This window comes from Nostoc sp. FACHB-892 (assembly GCF_014698795.1).
Classification (GTDB): Bacteria; Cyanobacteriota; Cyanobacteriia; order Cyanobacteriales; family Nostocaceae; genus Nostoc.
Genome location: NZ_JACJTR010000019.1, coordinates 1 through 17,959, shown reverse-complemented (window position 1 = coordinate 17,959; position 17,959 = coordinate 1). Strand labels below are relative to the sequence as shown.

Genomic DNA, 17,959 nt, shown 5'->3' with positions numbered 1-17,959 from the left:
CAAACTCCATTTTATTGCTCCACGCCTTCTAGCAACTTGGCAACTTGCTCTGGAGCCGGAAGCTGATTTTTTAATTCTTGAGGCAATGTTGAAACCACTTGATAAGTTCCTACACCAATTGGTTTATTAGATTCCCTCAACGCATATTCAACAATCGTTCTCTGCTGAGACTTCCAAAGAATAATTCCAATGGAAGGATTTTCATCAGGTAACTTTACTGTGTCATCTAAAACAGCTAAATAAAACTGCATCTTGCCTACATATTCAGGTAAAAAGTTACCAATTTTCAGTTCTATCGCTACCAAACACTTTAAGCGGCGATGATATAATAAAATATCTATGAAATATTCCTCTTCATCAATTTCTAGCCGATATTGACTACCGATAAAAGCAAATATCCCACCCATTTCTTGCAAGAATGGTTCAACTCTTGTTAAAATTGCCTGTTCTAGCTGGCGTTCACTGTGTTCATCTGCTAGTTCCAAGAACTCAAAAGTATATTCATCTTTGACAGCTAGTTTTAATTGGTTACGAATCTCTGCTGAAAGAGTTTTATCAAAGTTAGTCTGATTCAACAGAGTCTTCTCATAGGTTTGATTTTCAATTTGGTGAATCAAAACATTCTTTGTCCAGCCAAATTTACGAGTCATTCTGATATAAAATTCCCGTTCTAGGTCATCTTTGCACTTCTCTACAATGACCAGATTGTGACTCCATCCAATTTCTCGCACCATTGGTGCGAGTTTTTCATTGTTGAAGTATGATTCATAAAAAAGCCTCATCCGCCAGAGGTTAGCAGCAGAAAATCCGCTAATTCCTGGAAACTCTGCTTGTAAGTCTTTTGCTAACTGTTCTACTACGGATTTTCCCCAACTACCGCCGTGCTGTTGAGTAACAATTATCTGTCCAATGTCCCAGTAGAGGTTAATCATTTCCCGATTAACTGCTTTTAGTGCTTCGTACTGGACTGAACGAATACGCTGTTTTATTTCTATTACCAAATGTCTATAATTGTCTGAAATAGGGTTACTCATAACGGAAAAGGTTCAACTCGCTCATGACTAACTAGCCGACGCGCATAGATCAAACAGGCTTGTACATCTTCCCGTTCTAACCAGGGATAACCTTCTAGCAAGGTTCCAATAGTATCTCCTGCCGCCAACATCCCCAAAATATGTTCAACTGCAAGGCGACGACCTCGAACAATAGGTTTACTGCCAAATATTTGAGGGTTGACTGTGATTCTTTCCAAAAGTTTTTGTTCGTTCATAGGTTAGCTATATGGTGACAGTAGAATTTCTGCGGGTCTTGAAATTGTAAAAAACAAAACACCTTATTCCGGTGGACAATGGAAATCTACAAGGTTTTGCAAGTCTTCATTTCGAGAAACTGTGTATCTCATTTCTGTCTTTAAAAAGCTCACTGAATCCTGACACTCCTGAAGTTGAGCTTCGTTTAAGGATGAAGTTGTTTCTAGCTTGTCAATCCTGTTTTCTAAAGCACTGATACGGCGGTCATGCTCGCATACTTTGCCAGATAGACGAAGTGTAAGGGCTTGATGGATCTGCTGAATCTGGTTGATGTCAGCATTCATTACCCAGCTCAATAAGTGGGAGTCGGTATTCGGGTCGAGCATTTGAGCTTTTCCTTTTAAGCTTGTTGCTCTGAGTATATCTCTTTTGTATTCATAAGACCATTGGATATACTTTTATCGTGTTTATACGATTAACAGTCTAATCAGCGAGTTATGATTGTGTGACTAGAGAAATTTTAAGTTTACTATTTTTTAAATTTGTGCTAATTTGTGAAAACGAGGTAAAAAAATCCCTATCAGGGATTGAAATACACAATCAATCCTCGCAGATAGGCTGTTATGTAGCCCGTAAGTAATCCCTATCAGGGATTGAACCTCAAGCAATCCATATCTCATCTCCTTTGCTTTTAAACGTGTAAGCAAGCGTATCCAGCAGCAGTGCAGAATGGCCAAAAGCGATCGCATAGGGCGCAGTAGCATCATGAAAGCTATACTGATCGCTGATGCCATAAATCTGAAAATTCATCGGTAGCCTTAGCCGCATCCGCACTTCAGCAAGAGGACGGCGAATCACGTAACAAACAAAACCTTCCTTTTTTAGGCGTTTGTTAATTTCCGCAACCCAATAGTTGTCAGGTTGCCAAATTTCCACACCAGTCAAAACCTGAACTTTCCAAGCGTCAGCAATTGGCTGCAACTTTCCAGAATAGGTAAACTTCCAGTTCAGCCGTTCCTCTCGGTAGGAACGCAACTTCATAAATGCTAGACAATGAGCAAATCTACCTTTGGCAATGGGTTGTCCCGTGCGTTCTGCGCTTTCTTTAAGTGTCCGTATAAATGTCGCTTCCGTCCACATTTCAACTTCTAAATTGCCCAAAATACCTGGTAAATCGTAGGTTTTAAACCTATCTGCCTCGTTTTGTTCCGTTAAGTCGTATAAACCACATTGCAAAGGACTTGAACCTTGAAAACTAGCAGCATCTTCAGCAATAGGATTTCCTGATTTACCAGAAAGCGCTTGCCAATCTTTCGCCCATCCTTGAATACGTCCAGCTTGTGACTTCAGACTAGTTTCAAATAATTGTTCACAGGCTTCTTGAAACTTGTCTCTGCTTTGTGCATACTGTTGTTTAATTGTGGGATCGCTCAACTGATAAAACAGCCAAAATGATTGCACAGCCCCCCAGCGACGATAATAACCACGAAAATCGTTAATTTGTCGATAATTCTCAGTAATTGTATTGTGAAAAAAGGGGCGATCGCAAATATTATTCACTTCTAACGGTGGAGTATCACCCTTAAACAATCGCTCTACCAAAAAGTTAGGAACTAGAGAAAAAGCTGTAAAATTCTCAAACTTAACTATCTGTCCATCTTTCTCATATTCGTCATGTCTTCCTAAGCGTCCTAAACGCTGTATAAAATTACCTGCATCGGATGATTCAAAAATTAAAAAATTGATTTTGAAATCAACTCCAACATCAATTGTGCTAGTACCAATAACCAAGTCAGCAGAAAGACTTCGCTCCTTTTCTCTTTTTCCCGATAGCCCTGTATTTTCTCCAACTTTCAATCCGTAAGGCTGTAAGATTTCCCGCAAAAATTGAGTTAGACGTTTGACTGCTGCAATTGAGTTAAGGATGATTGCGCCTTTACTTCCTGGATACTGCTGAAACTGAGCCAAAATCAAATCACTATTTTCTTTTAGCCAGGTTTCCGAAGCTTTAAACGATGGTTCCAAAGGAATAAAATTCAGCGTAATTGTCCGTGCTACCTGCCGCCAGCCCTGTGTTTGCAGTTGCTGCCCTTCTTCTGGTGTATTGGGAAATTGATATTTATTTTGTTTTAGAGGATCAATTTCTTTACAACGAAATCCGGCTTTTTCTAATCGCCCAATTAAGTTTGTATCTGGTGTAGCTGAGAGAAACAGAAATTTCTTGCGGCGATTGGTACAGCGAATTAACAACATTGTGTTAATCACGCTAGCAATTTGTGGAGCAGCAAAAACGTGAAATTCATCAAAAATAAATAAGTCAAAATCTTTATTAATTCTATTCCATAGTTTATCAGGGCTATCATTCTCAGTTATATTAGCTCCTTGATGAAGGTAGTGGAGAATATCAGGATTTGTTAAAAATATTTCGGATTGCCCAGTAAGAGTTAGTAGTGCAGCCCCTTTTTTCAATCCTTCATTTTCAGCATAAATCTCTAAATCAGCCCCACTCAGTCGCACTACACGCGGCTGATTTTGTGGTTGGAATTTTTCTACATATCCTCTAATCTGCGTTTCTTGATCGCGGGCGAGTTCATTGGTTGGGTAAAGTCCGATCGCAGAAAATTCACCCTGAAGCACTTCTAGGTAAGCCGCGAGACTTTTACCATCACCAGTCATCGCAGTGTTGAACACGACATCAATATTTGGATCGCGCAACGCTTCTAAAGTTGCAGCTTGATGCCAAGAAAGTAACCAATCTTTAGGTAATTTCACCCCGTCAGGTGTCGGGACAGTTTGAGAATAAACGGATTTGAGAGTAATTTTGTATGCTTCGGTCATTTGTCTTTCCCCTCCACCTCAATATCCTGATATTCTTGAATACTTCCTTGTCGAATTAGCCATAATTTACCAGTCACATCTGCTGCTTCAAGTCCAGCAATTAGAGTTTCTGTAACTGTACGATAATCTTCAAAACTAGGACGGGATGGTAAACGAATGACTATAATTCCTGTATAGTGAGAAGGATTATATTTAAGACGATTTCCAAATCCTCTATCTATCGTTACTAAACATCTATTCTCGCTACGGCAAATATCAATTAATTCCTCATCATGAGTTGAAATTAAACCTTGTTCTCGGACAGTAGCAACATCGTGTCCTGCAAGACGCAATAATGTAGCTACTCGCAGACTACCAAGATTTTCATCAAGTTTAATATTCACTTTTTTGATTCCTTTTGCAACCCCAAAGGAATTTCTACATAGCTATCTCTTGTCATCTCCGCAGCGTATGCAATACAGGCTAGGATATCTTCTCGTTCCAAACCGGGATATTCTTCTAAAATCGTCTCTATTTTTTCTCCACTTGCAAGAAGGTCGAGAATTAAAGTAACCCAGATGCGATGACCTTTAATACAAGGTTTACCGAAACAAATATTTGGATCAATGGAAATTCGAGATAGTAAATCGTTCTTAGTCATTGAAACTTCTCCAAATTTGTCGTAATTCTTCTCAATGAATCCTCTTCTCCTAATTCTACATTTGGATATACACTTAAATAGTGTCCGTAACTGGTTGTTAAAAACTATATTGGCACGCAAAATAGAAGTTGACAAGAGAAAATATGTACAAAGTATACGGACATCTTTAATGAGTCGAAAAGGTCAATCTATTACACTGTCGATATCAGAACGTGATAAAGCCGAGCTAGAAGCGATCGCTCGTGAATTCGGTATGATGTGGGGAGAAGAACCTAACATCTCTAAGTTAATTAAAGCGATCGCTCAACGTAAGTTACTCATCGGTAACAATAACGATTGGAAAGAACCACGCATTAGGGCATTACATAGATGTATCAATGCGTTGACAGACATCGGGCAAATTGAACAAGCCCAAATCATTGCAAACTTACTTCTCGAACGCAGCGAATTATCATTACCGTTGCGAGGCGAAATTGAACGTTTTCTAGAGAATTTGCCTCCAGCTTGGCGTTTACAAATAGATAACTACATCTTGCGAAACCAACCATTTCAGCTTTCTTATCAAGATGCAACCGGACGCTTATTAAACTTCACGGTTCGCTATGCCAAAGTTACACCGCACGAAAAGCGGGTATATCTTGATTGCTGGTGCGAAGAGACAGAAGGAAACTTTGATATCCCAGAACTGGTTCACAACTGGAGTTTGCGATTAGACAGGATTACAGAAGCTGCTGTCATGCCGATTTCTGGTGATTGGCGAAGTTTGGCTGAGATAGAAGTAGAAATGCATCTATTTGCTGGCTTGGCTTTTGCCTATCAAGCTAAACCAGAAGACAATATTAATGAGTGGCTACCAGATAAAGCGCGAGTCCGGCGAGTTGTCAGGCGAGTATCTAGTACATTTTGGTTTATGCGCGAAGTCATGCAATATGCGCCAGATTGTGTAGTGATATTACCAGAGAATGTGCGCGATCGCCTCAAACAAAAACTCCTCACCCTCTGCAATTTATACAATATCGAAACCAGGTCTTAACCCTTCCCCTCTCCGACTCGGAGAGGGACGGTTTTACGTAGTAAAACCAGGGAGGGGTCTTATCATCCTTGACAAAAGTACACTTCCATAAGATGTACTCATGTAGCCGTTGTCTGCGATCGCCTATAGCCATCTACAATACGTAAGTAAGAAAAATGACGTAGTAACAAGGCTTCCAGACATCAATTTTAAAAATGAAAGAAAAAAATAATTACTAATTGCTTAAAAATTCCGGTTTTTTTGGCTTTGGGATGATAAATAAAAATAATAGCGTTGAATGTCATGCTTCCTAGCACGAAGGATTACTGAAATTCTTCGCTGCTTTCAGGATGATTACTGAACATTAAACAACACCTACCGCCAATTAGTTTTGCTGGAGATGCAGCCACATCAATAGGCTTCTACCACAAAATTTGCTCTATATCTAAGTAAATATGCTGACAAAATGTAAAAATATCACCGTATCTAGAAGCAAATTTTAAAGCAATTGTAAAGGGCTTGGTGCCATTTTGGCAGGTTTTGACCGGAAAGATGGGATATTAGTAGATTGTACAAATCTTTATTGTTATTCACTATCTACCGACAACTGCTAAGTACAAGCAAATACCGACATAGATAAGTTTAAGTAATTTAATGAAGTAGGAAATAATACATGGTATTATCACTGTCTTCTCATAACGTTATTCAGTATCTGCTAGAAGCGGGGCTGTGTAGCTCAGAAGATGACGCATCAGATAAATCTGAGTTGCCAGGAAGTAGTAAGAACAATTTCGATTTACTCGTGACTCTAGCAGATAATCGTAAACTGCTCATTAAACAAGAACGTAACGTTAAAAACAATGACGGCGCGCCCCATGAATTGTTCCAGGAGTGGCTATTTCATCAGTTGCTCCAGCAGTTTCCAGTTCTTGGCAATATTTCTGCGATCGCACCATTGGTAGTCCACTTTGACGAAGAAAATTCTGTCCTCGTCCGTAACTACTTAAGTGAATATCTGGAGCTTGCGACATTCTACCACAACAATGATATTTTTCCACAAGAAATTGCCACTGCGATCGGCACTACTTTGGCCGGACTCCATCGCGCAACCTACAACCGCCGAGAATATAGGGATTTTATGGCAACTGCTCCCCAAGGAGAGTTTCGCTATGGCTTTTACAATCCGGCGCAAGGGGTAGAGTCAATTGGGCCGGAGATTTTTGGCACGGTTCCCACGGATGCGCTGAAATTCTATCTACTATACCAGCAGTCTGAGAGTTTGGAATCTGCGATCGCTGATTTGGCGTATGACTGGAATCCTTGCTGCTTGACTCACAACGACTTGAAATTGAACAACATTTTGGTTCATTCCAGGTGGGAGAAACTAGACAATTGCCTAGTAAGACTAATTGATTGGGAAGCTTGTTCTTGGGGAGATCCAGCCTTTGATTTAGGAACTTTACTAGCAAGCTATTTAGGTATTTGGCTCAATAGCCTCGTAGTAGACCCCACCATTGAGTTAGAAGAATCTCTAAATCTGGCGTTGACACCGTTGGAGAGTTTACAACCTTCAATCATTGCCCTAATAAGGGCTTATGTAAATGCTTTTCCCATGATTTTGGAATACCGCAGTGACTTTATTGTGCGCGTTATCCAGTTTGCGGGGCTGGCATTGATTCATCAAATTCAGGATATGATTACCTGCCGAAAATCTTTTAATAATGCTGACATTTGTATGCTGCAAGTGGCTAAAAGTTTACTCACTATGCCGCAGCAAGGTGTGCTGACTATTTTTGGAATATCAGAGTCAGAAATTCTGAATCCTGTGGGAAAAATTCATAAACTTCCTCAGCCTGTAAAAGAGCCGCAGCTACTTCGGATTTATTACGAAAAAACTCAGCTTCGCGGTTGTTAATGGCAGGGAGTAGAACAATTCTGAATTCTGGATCCTGACTCCTGAATTCTGTTTTTTAAAATTTTAGTTCTAAATGGATTAATGCTAAATTACTCTACCAATCAACCGCTAACTTCTTTATTTGATATTGCTAAGAATATCCAGATTGAGTCAAATTTTTGTATTTATCATCCCAATTATCAACCCTTTGCTCTACCGACTAAAGTAGCCGATAGATTTCAGCAGAACTCGGCAGATTTACAACAGAAATATCTTACTCTACTGCTGCGAAACTTTCTTTACGGTATCTATTACAATGGCTCTCTACAAAGTACTTTAGCAGTCAATACTGATAGTAGTAATTGCCCGCCAAAGCATAATTTAGCAGATAATTCCATCTTGGAAGTTGATTGGAACTTTTACGAGCAATTGCACGCCAGTAATCACGGCATAGGTTACTTTGATCCTCAATGGCAGGTGTTGCGGAAAGAACCTGATGGTACTATGGCGGTGACTAAAGGCGGTTTAACACTTTATGTTGAGCCAGATTGCCATCTAAAATCCAGCAAGAAATCTACCAAAGTGGGTGACATGGTAGCAATCTGGATGCCCAAAAATCGATTGCAAAATGGCTGTTACTTGGCAGTTAGTAATGTCGGACAGGAACGGCAAAGTAACCCCGATGCTGATTTAGGAGCAGGGCGAATTTACTTTAACTTTACGGCATCTGGTGCGATCGCTCTTATGGAAAGCCTGACACTGCAATTGAATGCAGCCTCGATTCCCTTTAGCTTTCAGGTTCTTCACAATCCCAGTGCATACGGACGCTATGATTCGGGGCTACTTTACTTTGAACTCCCCGACTATCCAGCAATCCGCACAATCCTTCAGACTGTTTATATCGAAAATCAATCCCATTTCCAGCCCGAAATCCCTTTGTTTACAAAATTTTTAGCTCCAGGGTTAGGTTTAGCCGAAGAACCAACCCAAAAATTTGCCGCACAAGAAAGTTTTGGGATGAACCGTTGCCAAATCGTTGCAAATGCTTTGTTGGAAGCTTGGCAAAAAGGTAAAAATGCGATGGAAGAACGGATGAGGACGATTGACCAACACTTTGCGCGACACCTAATAGATTTACAGCGTCCTTATCTCAATCCCAGCTCTGAAGATATATATAAACCGTTAAATTGATGAGGAATGGAGAGACAAGGGGACAAGAGGTGAGAACTTGAAACAAGTCTTTCCCCTTGTCCCCAATTCTCCTTATCCCCAAGTCCTCTAGCCTATGCCCCATGCCCGAATCCAAAATTCAAAATTCCACAATAACCGGGGTATGGTCGCTGGGTTGGGCTAATTTTCTGGGGGCGGCATCGATGATGCAACTTGTAGCACGCTCATACAGCACGGGTGTGAGATAGTGATGGTCAATCCGCCAACCTAAGTTGCGACGGAAGGCGGCGGCGCGATAATCCCACCAGCTATAATTTCCGCCTTCTGCGGTGAATTTGCGAAAAGCATCGGCAAATCCTAATTTCAGAATATCGCGTAAGGCTTGGCGCTCGGTTTCTGTTGCCATAATGTGATTTTCTGTACTCACTTGCTCGTGAATATCCTTGTCTTCTAGGGCAATGTTGAAGTCACCGCACACACAAATTGCAGGTTCTGACAGCACCAGCAATCGTAAATACTCGTGTAGCGCTGCCAACCACCGCAGTTTATATTCATATTTTTCAGTTCCTACTGCGGCACCGTTGGGAACATATAAGTTAACAATCCGAACACCATCAATTACACCTGTAATTACCCGCTTTTGCTCATCCCACTCGTGGTGTAAATCTGGCAAAATTGCCCTAAAACCGCTACTTACGTCTACAAGCGGCTGGCGGCTAATTAGGGCTACGCCGTTATAAGATTTCTGTCCTGATATATAAAGGTTATAACCTAACTCCTCAAAAGGCGATCGCGGGAACTCGGCATCTATAACCTTGGTTTCTTGCAAGCAGAGAACATCAACGGGATTGTTAGTTAACCAATCAGTAACCTGTTCTAGACGAGTGCGAATTGAGTTGACGTTCCAAGTAGCGATTTTCATTAGTTATCAGAATTTTTTGCAAGATTAATAATTACAAATTGTGTAATTATTGTACAGTTACTTAATATTTATAATTTCTGTTATATTTCCCAATTACGTTTAAACTAAGCTTTAATGACTTGATCCCATTGAATATTTTAGTATTGTCAGAGACAAAATATTGAATTTTGTAAGTTCTGCTACAAAATATTCTACCTCATTATGATCCCCAAGGCAGATGTAACAAGTAATTGATTTGCTATAAGTTAGAAGTCTAGCTCAGGGTTGAGTTTTGTCGAGAGTGCGTTTGATTTGTCGGTAGGAAATTTGCGACATGGTTAACTATTATTGCGCTTTTAGTAACCTGTTAGGTTAATTTAAATGTCAAAAGAGTAAGTACAAATGCTCTGTTCTCATACAATAATGATGCAACTTATTATATTGAGGACAATTTCATAGACTGAACCAATAAAACTTATGAAAATCGCTCAAGTTGCCCCCTTATGGGAAAGGGTTCCACCTCCTAGTTATGGAGGAATAGAATTGGTAGTGAGTTCCTTGACTGATGAACTTGTTCGTCGCGGTCATGAGGTAACTTTATTTGCTTCTGGCGATTCTCAAACTTTGGCTCATTTAGAAGCAGTTTATCCGCGTGCATTGCGCTTAGACCCAAATGTAAAAGAATATGCAGTATACGAAATGCTGGAACTAAGCCAAGTTTATGAACGTGCTACCCAATTCGATATTATTCATTCTCATGTAGGGATTTCGGCACTACCTTTAGCGAATTTGATAACAGCAACTTCTACAGTGCATACCCTGCACAATAATTTTACAAAGGACAACCGTCAGGCATTTAGCTACTACCAAAAGCAACCATATGTCAGCATTAGTAACTCGCAGCGTCAAATCGATCTCAATTATATTGACACAGTTTATAACGGAATTGAGCTAGCAGATTATCCATTTGTAGCCCAACCGTCAGAACCTCCGTATTTGGCGTTTTTAGGTCGTTTTTCCCCTGATAAAGGGCCACAACATGCGATCGCTATTGCTAAACAGAGTGGTTGGCGCTTGAAGATGGCAGGAAAGCTTGATGCAGTCCACTCTGAGTTTTTTGAACAAGAGATTGCCCCCCACATAGATGGTCAGCAAATTGAATATCTAGGCGAAATTAACCACGCCGAAAAGATTGAACTTCTGGGCAATGCTGCCATAACTCTTTTCCCCATTAGCTGGCAAGAACCTTTTGGGTTAGTAATGATTGAATCAATGGCAACTGGTACACCAGTAATTGCCATGAATTTTGGCTCCGTACCTGAAGTGATTGCCCACGGTAAAACAGGTTTTATCTGCAAAACCTATGCAGAAATGGTGGCAATGATTCCACTAGCTTTGGAACTCAATCGTCAAACCTGTAGAAAACACGTAGAAAACAACTTTAGCGTTAGCCAAATGGTTAACGGATATGAAGCTGTTTACAGACAAATTATTAAAGACCGCATAAAATCGAATGGCCGCATTTATGCAGCTAACATTCAGTTTTAATCAACTGCTTTTTTATCCAGCTTAAACAATAACTTTATTTTAAGGAGGACATTGGTATGAGTACGAGAGCCAACACCTGCCCATGCTGCGGTGGTTCCCTCCTGCGCCATGCCCGACATGGTGAACTATATTGGTTTTGCTTGTCGTGTCGACAAGAAGTACCGCTATTAACTGCTACCCGCTTGCCGAATGTGGAAACCCGCAACACCGGGGTGGTTCCCCAGCCAGCAGTGAATACCTAATTTTTCACCATTTTTAGATTAATAAAAGCTGACTATAAATCAAGCTAATTTAGTTTAAACCTATCGACTAGCTTCAACTGGTAAAATCGGATGGAGCTAATTTATAGGTTAAAAGCTTTGTTAGCAGCGTTACTTTATGGGCAAGAAGATTTACGCCTAGAGCAAGTTCCTGACCCGACTCCGGCAACTGGTGAAGTTGTGATCCGAGTGGAGACAGCAACAACTTGTGGTACAGATTTAAAAGTCTGGCGGCGTGGTGGTCATGCCAAAATGCTAATACCGCCGACGCTGTTTGGTCACGAAGGTGCTGGGCGAATTGTTGCCTTGGGAGCAGGCGTTACAAATTGGCAAGTAGGCGATCGCATTGTCGCTAATAATTCTGCCCCATGTATGAAGTGCTTTTTTTGTCAACGAAAAGAGTATTCTTTATGTCCGAATCTGACATGGAATAATGGTACTTTTGCGGAATACTTGAAAATTCCCGCACCCATAGTAGAGCATAATTTATTGGAGATTCCCGATGAGTTGCCGTGGCAATTGGCAGCCATGACGGAACCCTTAGCTTGTGTGTTGCACGGTATAGCCCGTTCTAACATCAAAGCCAAAGATCAAGTAGTTGTCTTAGGAGATGGGGCGATCGGGCTGATGTTTGTGGCAGCGTTGAGTGAGAAAGCTGAGGTGTTGCTGTGGGGAGGTAATGATCACAGGCTAGAAATTGGTCATAAATTGGGTGCAGCCCAGACTTTTAATTATCATCAAATCTCGGATATTCCCGGTGTGGTGAAAGAACTCACCCAAGGATGGGGCGCAGATGTAGTGATTGAAGCAACTGGTGTACCAAGTGTTTGGGAAACTGCGATCGCCTGCGCTCGTCCTGGTGCAACAGTCAACTTATTCGGTGGATGTCCACGCGATACCAACATTAGCGTCAATACAGAACAGCTACACTACAGCGAACTTACTATCAAAGGCGTATTCCATAATACACCAAAGTATGTGCAGGAGGCGCTGGCACTAATCGCTAGTCGTAAAATCCCCTTTGAGTTACTTATTAGTGAACAGCGGCCATTAAAAGATTTAGAACAGGTCTTTTGTGAGATGAAGGCGCGACAGGTAATTAAGGTAGCGATGATTCCTTAGATCGTCTTAGTTACAGTGTGAGGAAGAAGACAAAATGTTATTTATGGTGGTTGAGCGATTTAAGGACGGCAAAACTAAAGAGATATACCGCCGATCTCAAGAGAAAGGGCGCATGAATCCCCATGCCCCATGCCCCACATTTACAGACGATTAGTTTCTTTTGTAACTAACTTCCAGCCTTCAGCTTGGTCAACTAGCTTCATCGAATCTAATTCGAGATTGTTGAAAGCAGATGCATGAAGCAGGAAGTAGGGTTGCCCGTTGTAGCGCCAATAATATTGTAGTTCGCCAACAGAAGCGGGAATGATGGTGCGATCGCTATAATAATCCAACGAGGGACGATGGTAGGAAAAAGATGTGTAAATCTTCTTCGTCGCTGGATTTGCCCGCACGATCATGGCAGCGACTGGTTTAACTGGATAGGCTTCAGATAATTCCCAAACCCAATAGTTAGATTTCATTAATAGGAACAGCGAAAGATAACTTCCCCAAAACAAAATCTTCAAAAATTGCCCGTCGCCTCGCTCTGCCAAAATAGCTGCTAAGGTCATAGTTAAAGCTACTGCTGCAAAAATCAGTTGTAAGTCTGTTTTTGGTGTTATACCCCAACTAAAATAAATACTACCAGCAGAAGCGGCTACAGCAAGTATCGCTAAACCAGCAACCCAAGCACGGGGATAGGATGAGAGTAAAGGCGAATCTTCTGTCTCTGATAATTGGATACCAAAAGCTAAAGCTAAACTAGGGTAAATCGGGAATAAATACCAGGGAACTTTGGTAATCATGAAAGAAATTACCAACAGATAAACACCACTCCACGCCATTACCAGTTTTGCCCAGCTAAGGTTGCGATTTTCCCAGGTTAAGCGGACAGTTTGCGGTAAGAATAATAGCCACGGCCATGTGTATTTGAGAAGTTCAATAACATAGTACCAAGGTGGTTCAGGATTACTTTCTACAAATGAGCCAATTCGGCCTAGTGATGGGTTTACAAGCCCAATTTGGGCGAAAGTGTAACCATAGTGAATTAGTTGGGCACTATACCAAGCAGCTACAGGCAGAATGCCAATGAAGATTGCTATCCATAGATAGTAGCAAGTGAGTAGTCGTGGTGTATCCCAAAAGAGAAATACGATCGCGATCGCACCTAGTAATGCGCCTAATAGCCCTTGAGTCAGGCAAATCAACCCAAAACTAATACCAACACCAAGGCAATAACGTAAATCTCGGCGCGATCGCAACACGCACAACATCATTACCATCAAAAAACTCACCATCGCCCCATCCAACATTGCCAGCCGCCCATGACGCACCACAGGTAGCATTGTTAGATAAATCAAGGCGCTATAAGTCGCTGCCCAACGCTGGCGAAATATCTCTCTAGCAATGCAATACAGTAAAGGTACAGATGTCGCTGTTAAAATTGCTCCAGGCAGGCGCGTTGTCAACTCATTTTCGCCTCCTAGAGAATAAGCCCAAGCAATTAACAAATGCATTAAAGGCGGCTTGTTATGATATGGTTCGCCTCCTAGTGTTGGGTAAAGCCAACGCATTGAACCTGCTGGAGCGTGCCAAATTTCACGAGCAACCTGTGCCACAGTCCCTTCATCCCAATCTCGCAACGGCAATCCTCCCAGATTGATGCTAAACAGTAAGACTGCTGCCAACAGCAATACTATTAGCCATACCCAATCAATCCATTTGCCAACCGTGCGATGCTGTCTTTCTAGATGACTCCAAATAAAGCTTCCTTCTTGCATATTCTATGGTAATCATTTTACTTGCTGGTTTGATTACATAGAGACCAGAGCGAATCTCCAATGTTGCCACCCAGTAGCAACCTATATTCTTAACAATTGCTAGTTTCCAACATTAACTCAAATTTTTCTAATTAGCGCTATTTTTTGGAAAAAATTATATTGGTGATTTAAATAACATTTTAGCTATGAATGGTAAAAAAGTGTATGCGATAAATTATTTATTACCTGTTGGTTAATCCGTAAATAAACTTATATTTTATTTTGAATATTAAGCTCATTTTAATTTTTATCTATTTAGTTTTTGTCTAGCTAAATTCAGAAATACACGAAATATTTGTTACAGGGTTTTAATGATGTGCTGAACATTTAAAGTAATTATTTATCATCTTTTTAGGTAGTAACTACCAACACTTTCTAAATCTTCCGGTTCGTTACCATCTCGCCTTGAAATTTATTAATAACCTCATTTCTAGCCTCTGCCTGGAAATGCTCATCATTGGGCTGCCGCTAGTCTTGAGGTAAAGCCTCACATTAGGCATTCCCAGCCAGGTGATTTAGCTATCACTATGACTGCGCCTTTTGGCTTTAATGTTTTTAATATTGGGATTAAAAAATAAAAATCACTTGTAGTTCTAATTCTTTCTTCTGAAAAGTAATATTTATCTGCCTGATAAATTCCCGGAAGTAAAATCGGCGCTCTGTTTCCGACAAATCTAACCAAAATTGCGGTATTGAAACAGCTTGAGCAACAGAACGCAAGTTAACTGGGGGAAGAGTCGCCAACTTTGCTTCAAGTGCAGAAATTTCTGTGCGGAGTTTGTAAGCTCTTAACTTTGCTGTTTCAACATCTAAAATTCCAGTTTCAATTAAAGCGGGTAACTGAGCAAGTATTTCTTGCTGACGAGCGATCGCTTGTCCTAAACTATTCTTGACTGCATCTAACTGAGGAAAATTCATCCCCGCTACAGCTAAGGGTAAGTCACGGCAAACGGTTTCAATTGTATGTTCTAAAACCTCTTGGTAGGGAATAGCCTTACACTTGGGGCGTTGAGGACAGCTAGTAGAACGTAAATAAAGATACTCCTTATCTTGGTTGCGTTGGGTGACACGAGTAACTGTCAGATGTGACTGACACTCAGCACAGACAACCAACCCAGCTAAAGAGCGCCTAGCACTAGCAGTTCGGGGTGGTAAACGGCTGTTACGGCGTAAAAGTCTGTCAACTTGGGCAGCTTCTTCCTTAGAAATTATTGGAATGTGGGTATTAGAGATAATTTCACCATTTTGGTAAGCTGTATTGCCGCGATAAACTGGATTAGTCAGCCAGCGTCTTCCTGTGGTAACAGAGATTTTTTTACCGTATTTTTTCGCCAAGTAACGAACTGAACCCCGCAAGGAACCATAGAGCAAAAAGTGTTCAAAAAAATCTTTGACTACTGGTGAAGTACTGCGATCAATAGTATATTTTCCCTTACCTCTGCGGTAACCGTAGGGAACTTTACCAGGTGGCGGTGCAACCTCAAGACGATTACGGGCGTGTCCTTGACGGATGCGACGGCTACGTTGCTGACGTTGGATTGCGTGTAGCAAATTCAGTAAATCAGCGCCCAGAGGGTAGTTTTCGGAAGTATAGGGCTGTTCTGTGGCGATTATCGCTACTCCCATTACTTCGAGTTTGTGTAAGCGATCGCTAATTTCCTCTACAGTATCCCCTAATTCTTCCAACCGCCGAATCAACAGATAATCTGCTGGTTCAGTTTCGCAATCGGTAAATAATTGTTGTAATTGTGATCGCGTAGCCTGTGCAGCAGACTTTGGCTTACCCAAATCTTCATAAACCCGATCCACCTCCCATCCCCAATCAGCTTGATCAGGAGCAGATTCTAGTAGAGGATTGGTGTAAGAGTAAGCAATTATTTTCATTAGTCATTGGGAAAGAGGAGGCAAATCGCGCAGCGTGTCGTAGACAAGGCAGAAGTTCTTGAATTTTTAATTTTTAATTTTTAATTGATTTCTCCCTCACTCCTGACTCAACTCGATAATATTTCCATCAGGATCTTGAGTGAATAAGGCAGGGCGACCAGAAGCGCTGGGTTGAATGGGATAATTATGATTGAGTAAATCTTGTTTGGCGGTGTCTAAATTAGCAACTGAGAAAGCGACATGAGGGTTGCGTCCCCATTTTTCGTTAGGGTTTTCCGTGGGGACTGTAGGTGCAACTATCAGGTGAATTTGATAGTTGCCGACTTGATACCATGCACCAGCGTATTTCAGGGAACGATCTATTTTAAATAATCCCAATACTCCGCCATAAAAGTGTTCAGAGCGTTCTAAGTCAGTCACAAGAATTGCTGTATGGAGACTTTGGGTAATCTGCATTGTTGGTAAGTGCGATCATGTTTATTTAAATTTTGACGTAGTTTGATCAAAATAAACTCAGTCCATCACTCTGATAATCTCTCTAATCCCAGATTTCTCACAAAACGGTAGGGGCGGGTTCACGAGATATTCGTGAATGATTGAAGCATATTTGTGAACCCGCCCCTATAGCCTCTGAACTTGGGTTTCATAAATTTGGTGAGAAATCCGGGTAATGCCTCCTGTGTGATCGCCCTCCAATATTCATCTTTATACTTAATGAAAAAGCAGTTGATTAGTTTACTGTTTGAGACAGGCTTTTCTTAATTATCTTGCGATCGTAAATAGACCATGCTGTAAAAGTATAACTTACTCTAAAATCATAACTATACTTAATTGTCAATATGTAAAAAGATATAAAAAATAGTATTGGCGTTCACTTACTTACAGGACTTACGCAAACAACAGCCGAAACCCTTATTCTCTGGTAGGGGCAATTCATGTAGCCGAAGGCTTCCCGCAGGGTATTGCCCCTACAGCGTATAGTTTTGCGTAAGTCCTAACTTAATTTTGATCGACCAAATTAAAAGGTTCGTTATAAGCTGTTACGCATTTAACTTGAACATTTACATGAAGGCTGAAGGCTGATTACTGATAACCATTAACCGTCAACAATTAACAGTTAACGACCGTAAAGAGTGTTTATACAATTTTGGCGTACATCAACTTAACAGCATGAAAATAAATTATCCTAATTGAGGATGTTAGCAACAGGCTAGCTTTAAAGCAAAAATTAGCACAGCAAGCCAATGAAACTAATCTACCATCAAGTGCTTTAATTTTATATAAAAATTACATGGCTCAAGTAATTAATGCAATAACAGATGCTTTGTTTATAACCAGTAATTTAGGGAAAATAAAAAAGGTAAATCTTGCGGCTCAACAATTATTTGGTTTTAGTGAAGAAGAATTAATTAATCAACCAATATCACTGATAATTGATGAAGAACAAGTTTTGAGAAGAGCCATTCATCAGTATCATTATTTTCAAAAAAATATTCAGAATTTAGAGTTAGTTTGTATCGGCTCAATAAGTCGGGGTAACGAATAAAAGTAAGAAGAGTTGCTAGCATCCGATTTCATGAGAGCTAACTATATTGTTCTAACGCAGGCATTCTATTTGAATGCAAACGCTTTACTATAAAG

General features: G+C 40.7%; 18 protein-coding genes. 8 read left to right on the top strand and 10 right to left on the bottom strand.

Annotated features, from left to right (window positions below):
• Positions 1–11: 11 nt before the first annotated feature.
• From H6G96_RS22815 to H6G96_RS22790, 6 genes are all read right to left on the bottom strand, one after another.
• Entirely contained in the window at positions 12–1,034 is a 1,023-nt protein-coding gene (locus tag H6G96_RS22815; protein WP_190913666.1) for a PDDEXK nuclease domain-containing protein, read from the bottom strand.
• Positions 1,031–1,270, bottom strand: coding sequence for a DUF433 domain-containing protein (locus H6G96_RS22810; RefSeq protein WP_190913664.1), 240 nt, complete (start codon positions 1,268–1,270; stop codon positions 1,031–1,033). The genes H6G96_RS22815 and H6G96_RS22810 overlap by 4 nt, the downstream gene beginning before the upstream one ends.
• 63 nt (positions 1,271–1,333) lie before the next feature.
• The gene (locus H6G96_RS22805; RefSeq protein ID WP_190913661.1) at positions 1,334–1,636 is read right to left on the bottom strand and encodes a hypothetical protein; all 303 of its coding nucleotides are present in this window, start codon (positions 1,634–1,636) and stop codon (positions 1,334–1,336) included.
• Between the two features lie 274 nt (positions 1,637–1,910).
• Positions 1,911–4,088, bottom strand: coding sequence for a type I-D CRISPR-associated helicase Cas3' (gene cas3 / locus H6G96_RS22800; RefSeq protein ID WP_190913659.1), 2,178 nt, complete (start codon positions 4,086–4,088; stop codon positions 1,911–1,913).
• Positions 4,085–4,471 carry a DUF5615 family PIN-like protein gene (locus tag H6G96_RS22795; RefSeq protein WP_190913657.1) on the bottom strand — a complete coding sequence of 129 codons (387 nt, stop codon included), beginning with the start codon at positions 4,469–4,471 and terminating at the stop codon, positions 4,085–4,087. The genes cas3 and H6G96_RS22795 overlap by 4 nt, the downstream gene beginning before the upstream one ends.
• Positions 4,468–4,728, bottom strand: coding sequence for a DUF433 domain-containing protein (locus H6G96_RS22790; RefSeq protein WP_190913655.1), 261 nt, complete (start codon positions 4,726–4,728; stop codon positions 4,468–4,470). Before H6G96_RS22790 ends, H6G96_RS22795 begins: the two co-directional genes overlap by 4 nt.
• A gap of 169 nt (positions 4,729–4,897) precedes the next feature.
• Here H6G96_RS22790 and H6G96_RS22785 point away from each other — a divergent pair, with 169 nt between their 5' ends.
• The 3 genes from H6G96_RS22785 to H6G96_RS22775 all read left to right on the top strand — a co-directional run bounded on the left by H6G96_RS22785 (position 4,898) and on the right by H6G96_RS22775 (position 8,825).
• Complete coding sequence (locus H6G96_RS22785; RefSeq protein ID WP_190913653.1) at positions 4,898–5,761, top strand: WYL domain-containing protein; 864 nt, start codon at positions 4,898–4,900, stop codon at positions 5,759–5,761.
• A gap of 652 nt (positions 5,762–6,413) precedes the next feature.
• A complete protein-coding gene (locus H6G96_RS22780) occupies positions 6,414–7,655 on the top strand; it encodes a phosphotransferase (RefSeq protein WP_190913650.1) in 1,242 nt (413 codons plus the stop codon).
• Between the two features lie 81 nt (positions 7,656–7,736).
• Positions 7,737–8,825, top strand: coding sequence for a T3SS effector HopA1 family protein (locus H6G96_RS22775; RefSeq protein WP_190913648.1), 1,089 nt, complete (start codon positions 7,737–7,739; stop codon positions 8,823–8,825).
• Positions 8,826–8,943: 118 nt separating this feature from the next.
• Here the strand turns inward: H6G96_RS22775 and xth are convergent, their stop codons facing one another.
• On the bottom strand, positions 8,944–9,726 hold the full coding sequence (gene xth / locus H6G96_RS22770) for an exodeoxyribonuclease III (protein ID WP_190913646.1): 783 nt from the start codon (positions 9,724–9,726) through the stop codon (positions 8,944–8,946).
• Between the two features lie 456 nt (positions 9,727–10,182).
• Here xth and H6G96_RS22765 point away from each other — a divergent pair, with 456 nt between their 5' ends.
• From H6G96_RS22765 to H6G96_RS42895, 4 genes are all read left to right on the top strand, one after another.
• Positions 10,183–11,253 carry a glycosyltransferase family 4 protein gene (locus tag H6G96_RS22765; protein WP_190913644.1) on the top strand — a complete coding sequence of 357 codons (1,071 nt, stop codon included), beginning with the start codon at positions 10,183–10,185 and terminating at the stop codon, positions 11,251–11,253.
• Between the two features lie 56 nt (positions 11,254–11,309).
• Positions 11,310–11,495 (top strand): hypothetical protein, encoded by a 186-nt coding sequence (locus H6G96_RS22760; protein WP_104909358.1) that lies wholly within the window; start codon positions 11,310–11,312, stop codon positions 11,493–11,495.
• 117 nt (positions 11,496–11,612) lie between these two features.
• The gene (locus H6G96_RS22755) at positions 11,613–12,635 is read left to right on the top strand and encodes an alcohol dehydrogenase catalytic domain-containing protein (protein WP_190913884.1); all 1,023 of its coding nucleotides are present in this window, start codon (positions 11,613–11,615) and stop codon (positions 12,633–12,635) included.
• A gap of 34 nt (positions 12,636–12,669) precedes the next feature.
• Positions 12,670–12,789: a DUF3303 family protein gene (locus tag H6G96_RS42895; protein WP_347242272.1), complete on the top strand. Its 120-nt coding sequence runs from the start codon at positions 12,670–12,672 to the stop codon at positions 12,787–12,789.
• Here the strand turns inward: H6G96_RS42895 and H6G96_RS22750 are convergent.
• The 3 genes from H6G96_RS22750 to H6G96_RS22740 all read right to left on the bottom strand — a co-directional run bounded on the left by H6G96_RS22750 (position 12,776) and on the right by H6G96_RS22740 (position 16,774).
• A complete protein-coding gene (locus H6G96_RS22750; protein ID WP_190913641.1) occupies positions 12,776–14,395 on the bottom strand; it encodes a glycosyltransferase family 39 protein in 1,620 nt (539 codons plus the stop codon). The genes H6G96_RS42895 and H6G96_RS22750 overlap by 14 nt on opposite strands.
• A gap of 606 nt (positions 14,396–15,001) precedes the next feature.
• Entirely contained in the window at positions 15,002–16,318 is a 1,317-nt protein-coding gene (locus tag H6G96_RS22745; RefSeq protein WP_190913639.1) for a recombinase family protein, read from the bottom strand.
• 96 nt (positions 16,319–16,414) lie between these two features.
• Complete coding sequence (locus tag H6G96_RS22740) at positions 16,415–16,774, bottom strand: VOC family protein (RefSeq protein ID WP_190913637.1); 360 nt, start codon at positions 16,772–16,774, stop codon at positions 16,415–16,417.
• Positions 16,775–17,609: 835 nt separating this feature from the next.
• Between H6G96_RS22740 and H6G96_RS22735 the strand changes: the two genes are divergently transcribed.
• Positions 17,610–17,864: a PAS domain-containing protein gene (locus H6G96_RS22735; protein WP_190913635.1), complete on the top strand. Its 255-nt coding sequence runs from the start codon at positions 17,610–17,612 to the stop codon at positions 17,862–17,864.
• The last annotated feature ends 95 nt before the right edge of the window (positions 17,865–17,959 follow it).

Coding starts and splice junctions, on each gene's coding strand:
- H6G96_RS22790 (WP_190913655.1), bottom strand. CDS start 4,728: ATGACTAAGAACGATTTACTATCTCGAATTTCCATTGATCCAAATATT.
- H6G96_RS42895 (WP_347242272.1), top strand. CDS start 12,670: ATGTTATTTATGGTGGTTGAGCGATTTAAGGACGGCAAAACTAAAGAG.
- H6G96_RS22785 (WP_190913653.1), top strand. CDS start 4,898: ATGAGTCGAAAAGGTCAATCTATTACACTGTCGATATCAGAACGTGAT.
- H6G96_RS22735 (WP_190913635.1), top strand. CDS start 17,610: ATGGCTCAAGTAATTAATGCAATAACAGATGCTTTGTTTATAACCAGT.
- H6G96_RS22745 (WP_190913639.1), bottom strand. CDS start 16,318: ATGAAAATAATTGCTTACTCTTACACCAATCCTCTACTAGAATCTGCT.
- H6G96_RS22780 (WP_190913650.1), top strand. CDS start 6,414: ATGGTATTATCACTGTCTTCTCATAACGTTATTCAGTATCTGCTAGAA.
- H6G96_RS22815 (WP_190913666.1), bottom strand. CDS start 1,034: ATGAGTAACCCTATTTCAGACAATTATAGACATTTGGTAATAGAAATA.
- H6G96_RS22775 (WP_190913648.1), top strand. CDS start 7,737: ATGCTAAATTACTCTACCAATCAACCGCTAACTTCTTTATTTGATATT.
- H6G96_RS22760 (WP_104909358.1), top strand. CDS start 11,310: ATGAGTACGAGAGCCAACACCTGCCCATGCTGCGGTGGTTCCCTCCTG.
- H6G96_RS22750 (WP_190913641.1), bottom strand. CDS start 14,395: ATGCAAGAAGGAAGCTTTATTTGGAGTCATCTAGAAAGACAGCATCGC.
- H6G96_RS22805 (WP_190913661.1), bottom strand. CDS start 1,636: ATGCTCGACCCGAATACCGACTCCCACTTATTGAGCTGGGTAATGAAT.
- cas3 (WP_190913659.1), bottom strand. CDS start 4,088: ATGACCGAAGCATACAAAATTACTCTCAAATCCGTTTATTCTCAAACT.
- H6G96_RS22740 (WP_190913637.1), bottom strand. CDS start 16,774: ATGCAGATTACCCAAAGTCTCCATACAGCAATTCTTGTGACTGACTTA.
- xth (WP_190913646.1), bottom strand. CDS start 9,726: ATGAAAATCGCTACTTGGAACGTCAACTCAATTCGCACTCGTCTAGAA.
- H6G96_RS22810 (WP_190913664.1), bottom strand. CDS start 1,270: ATGAACGAACAAAAACTTTTGGAAAGAATCACAGTCAACCCTCAAATA.
- H6G96_RS22765 (WP_190913644.1), top strand. CDS start 10,183: ATGAAAATCGCTCAAGTTGCCCCCTTATGGGAAAGGGTTCCACCTCCT.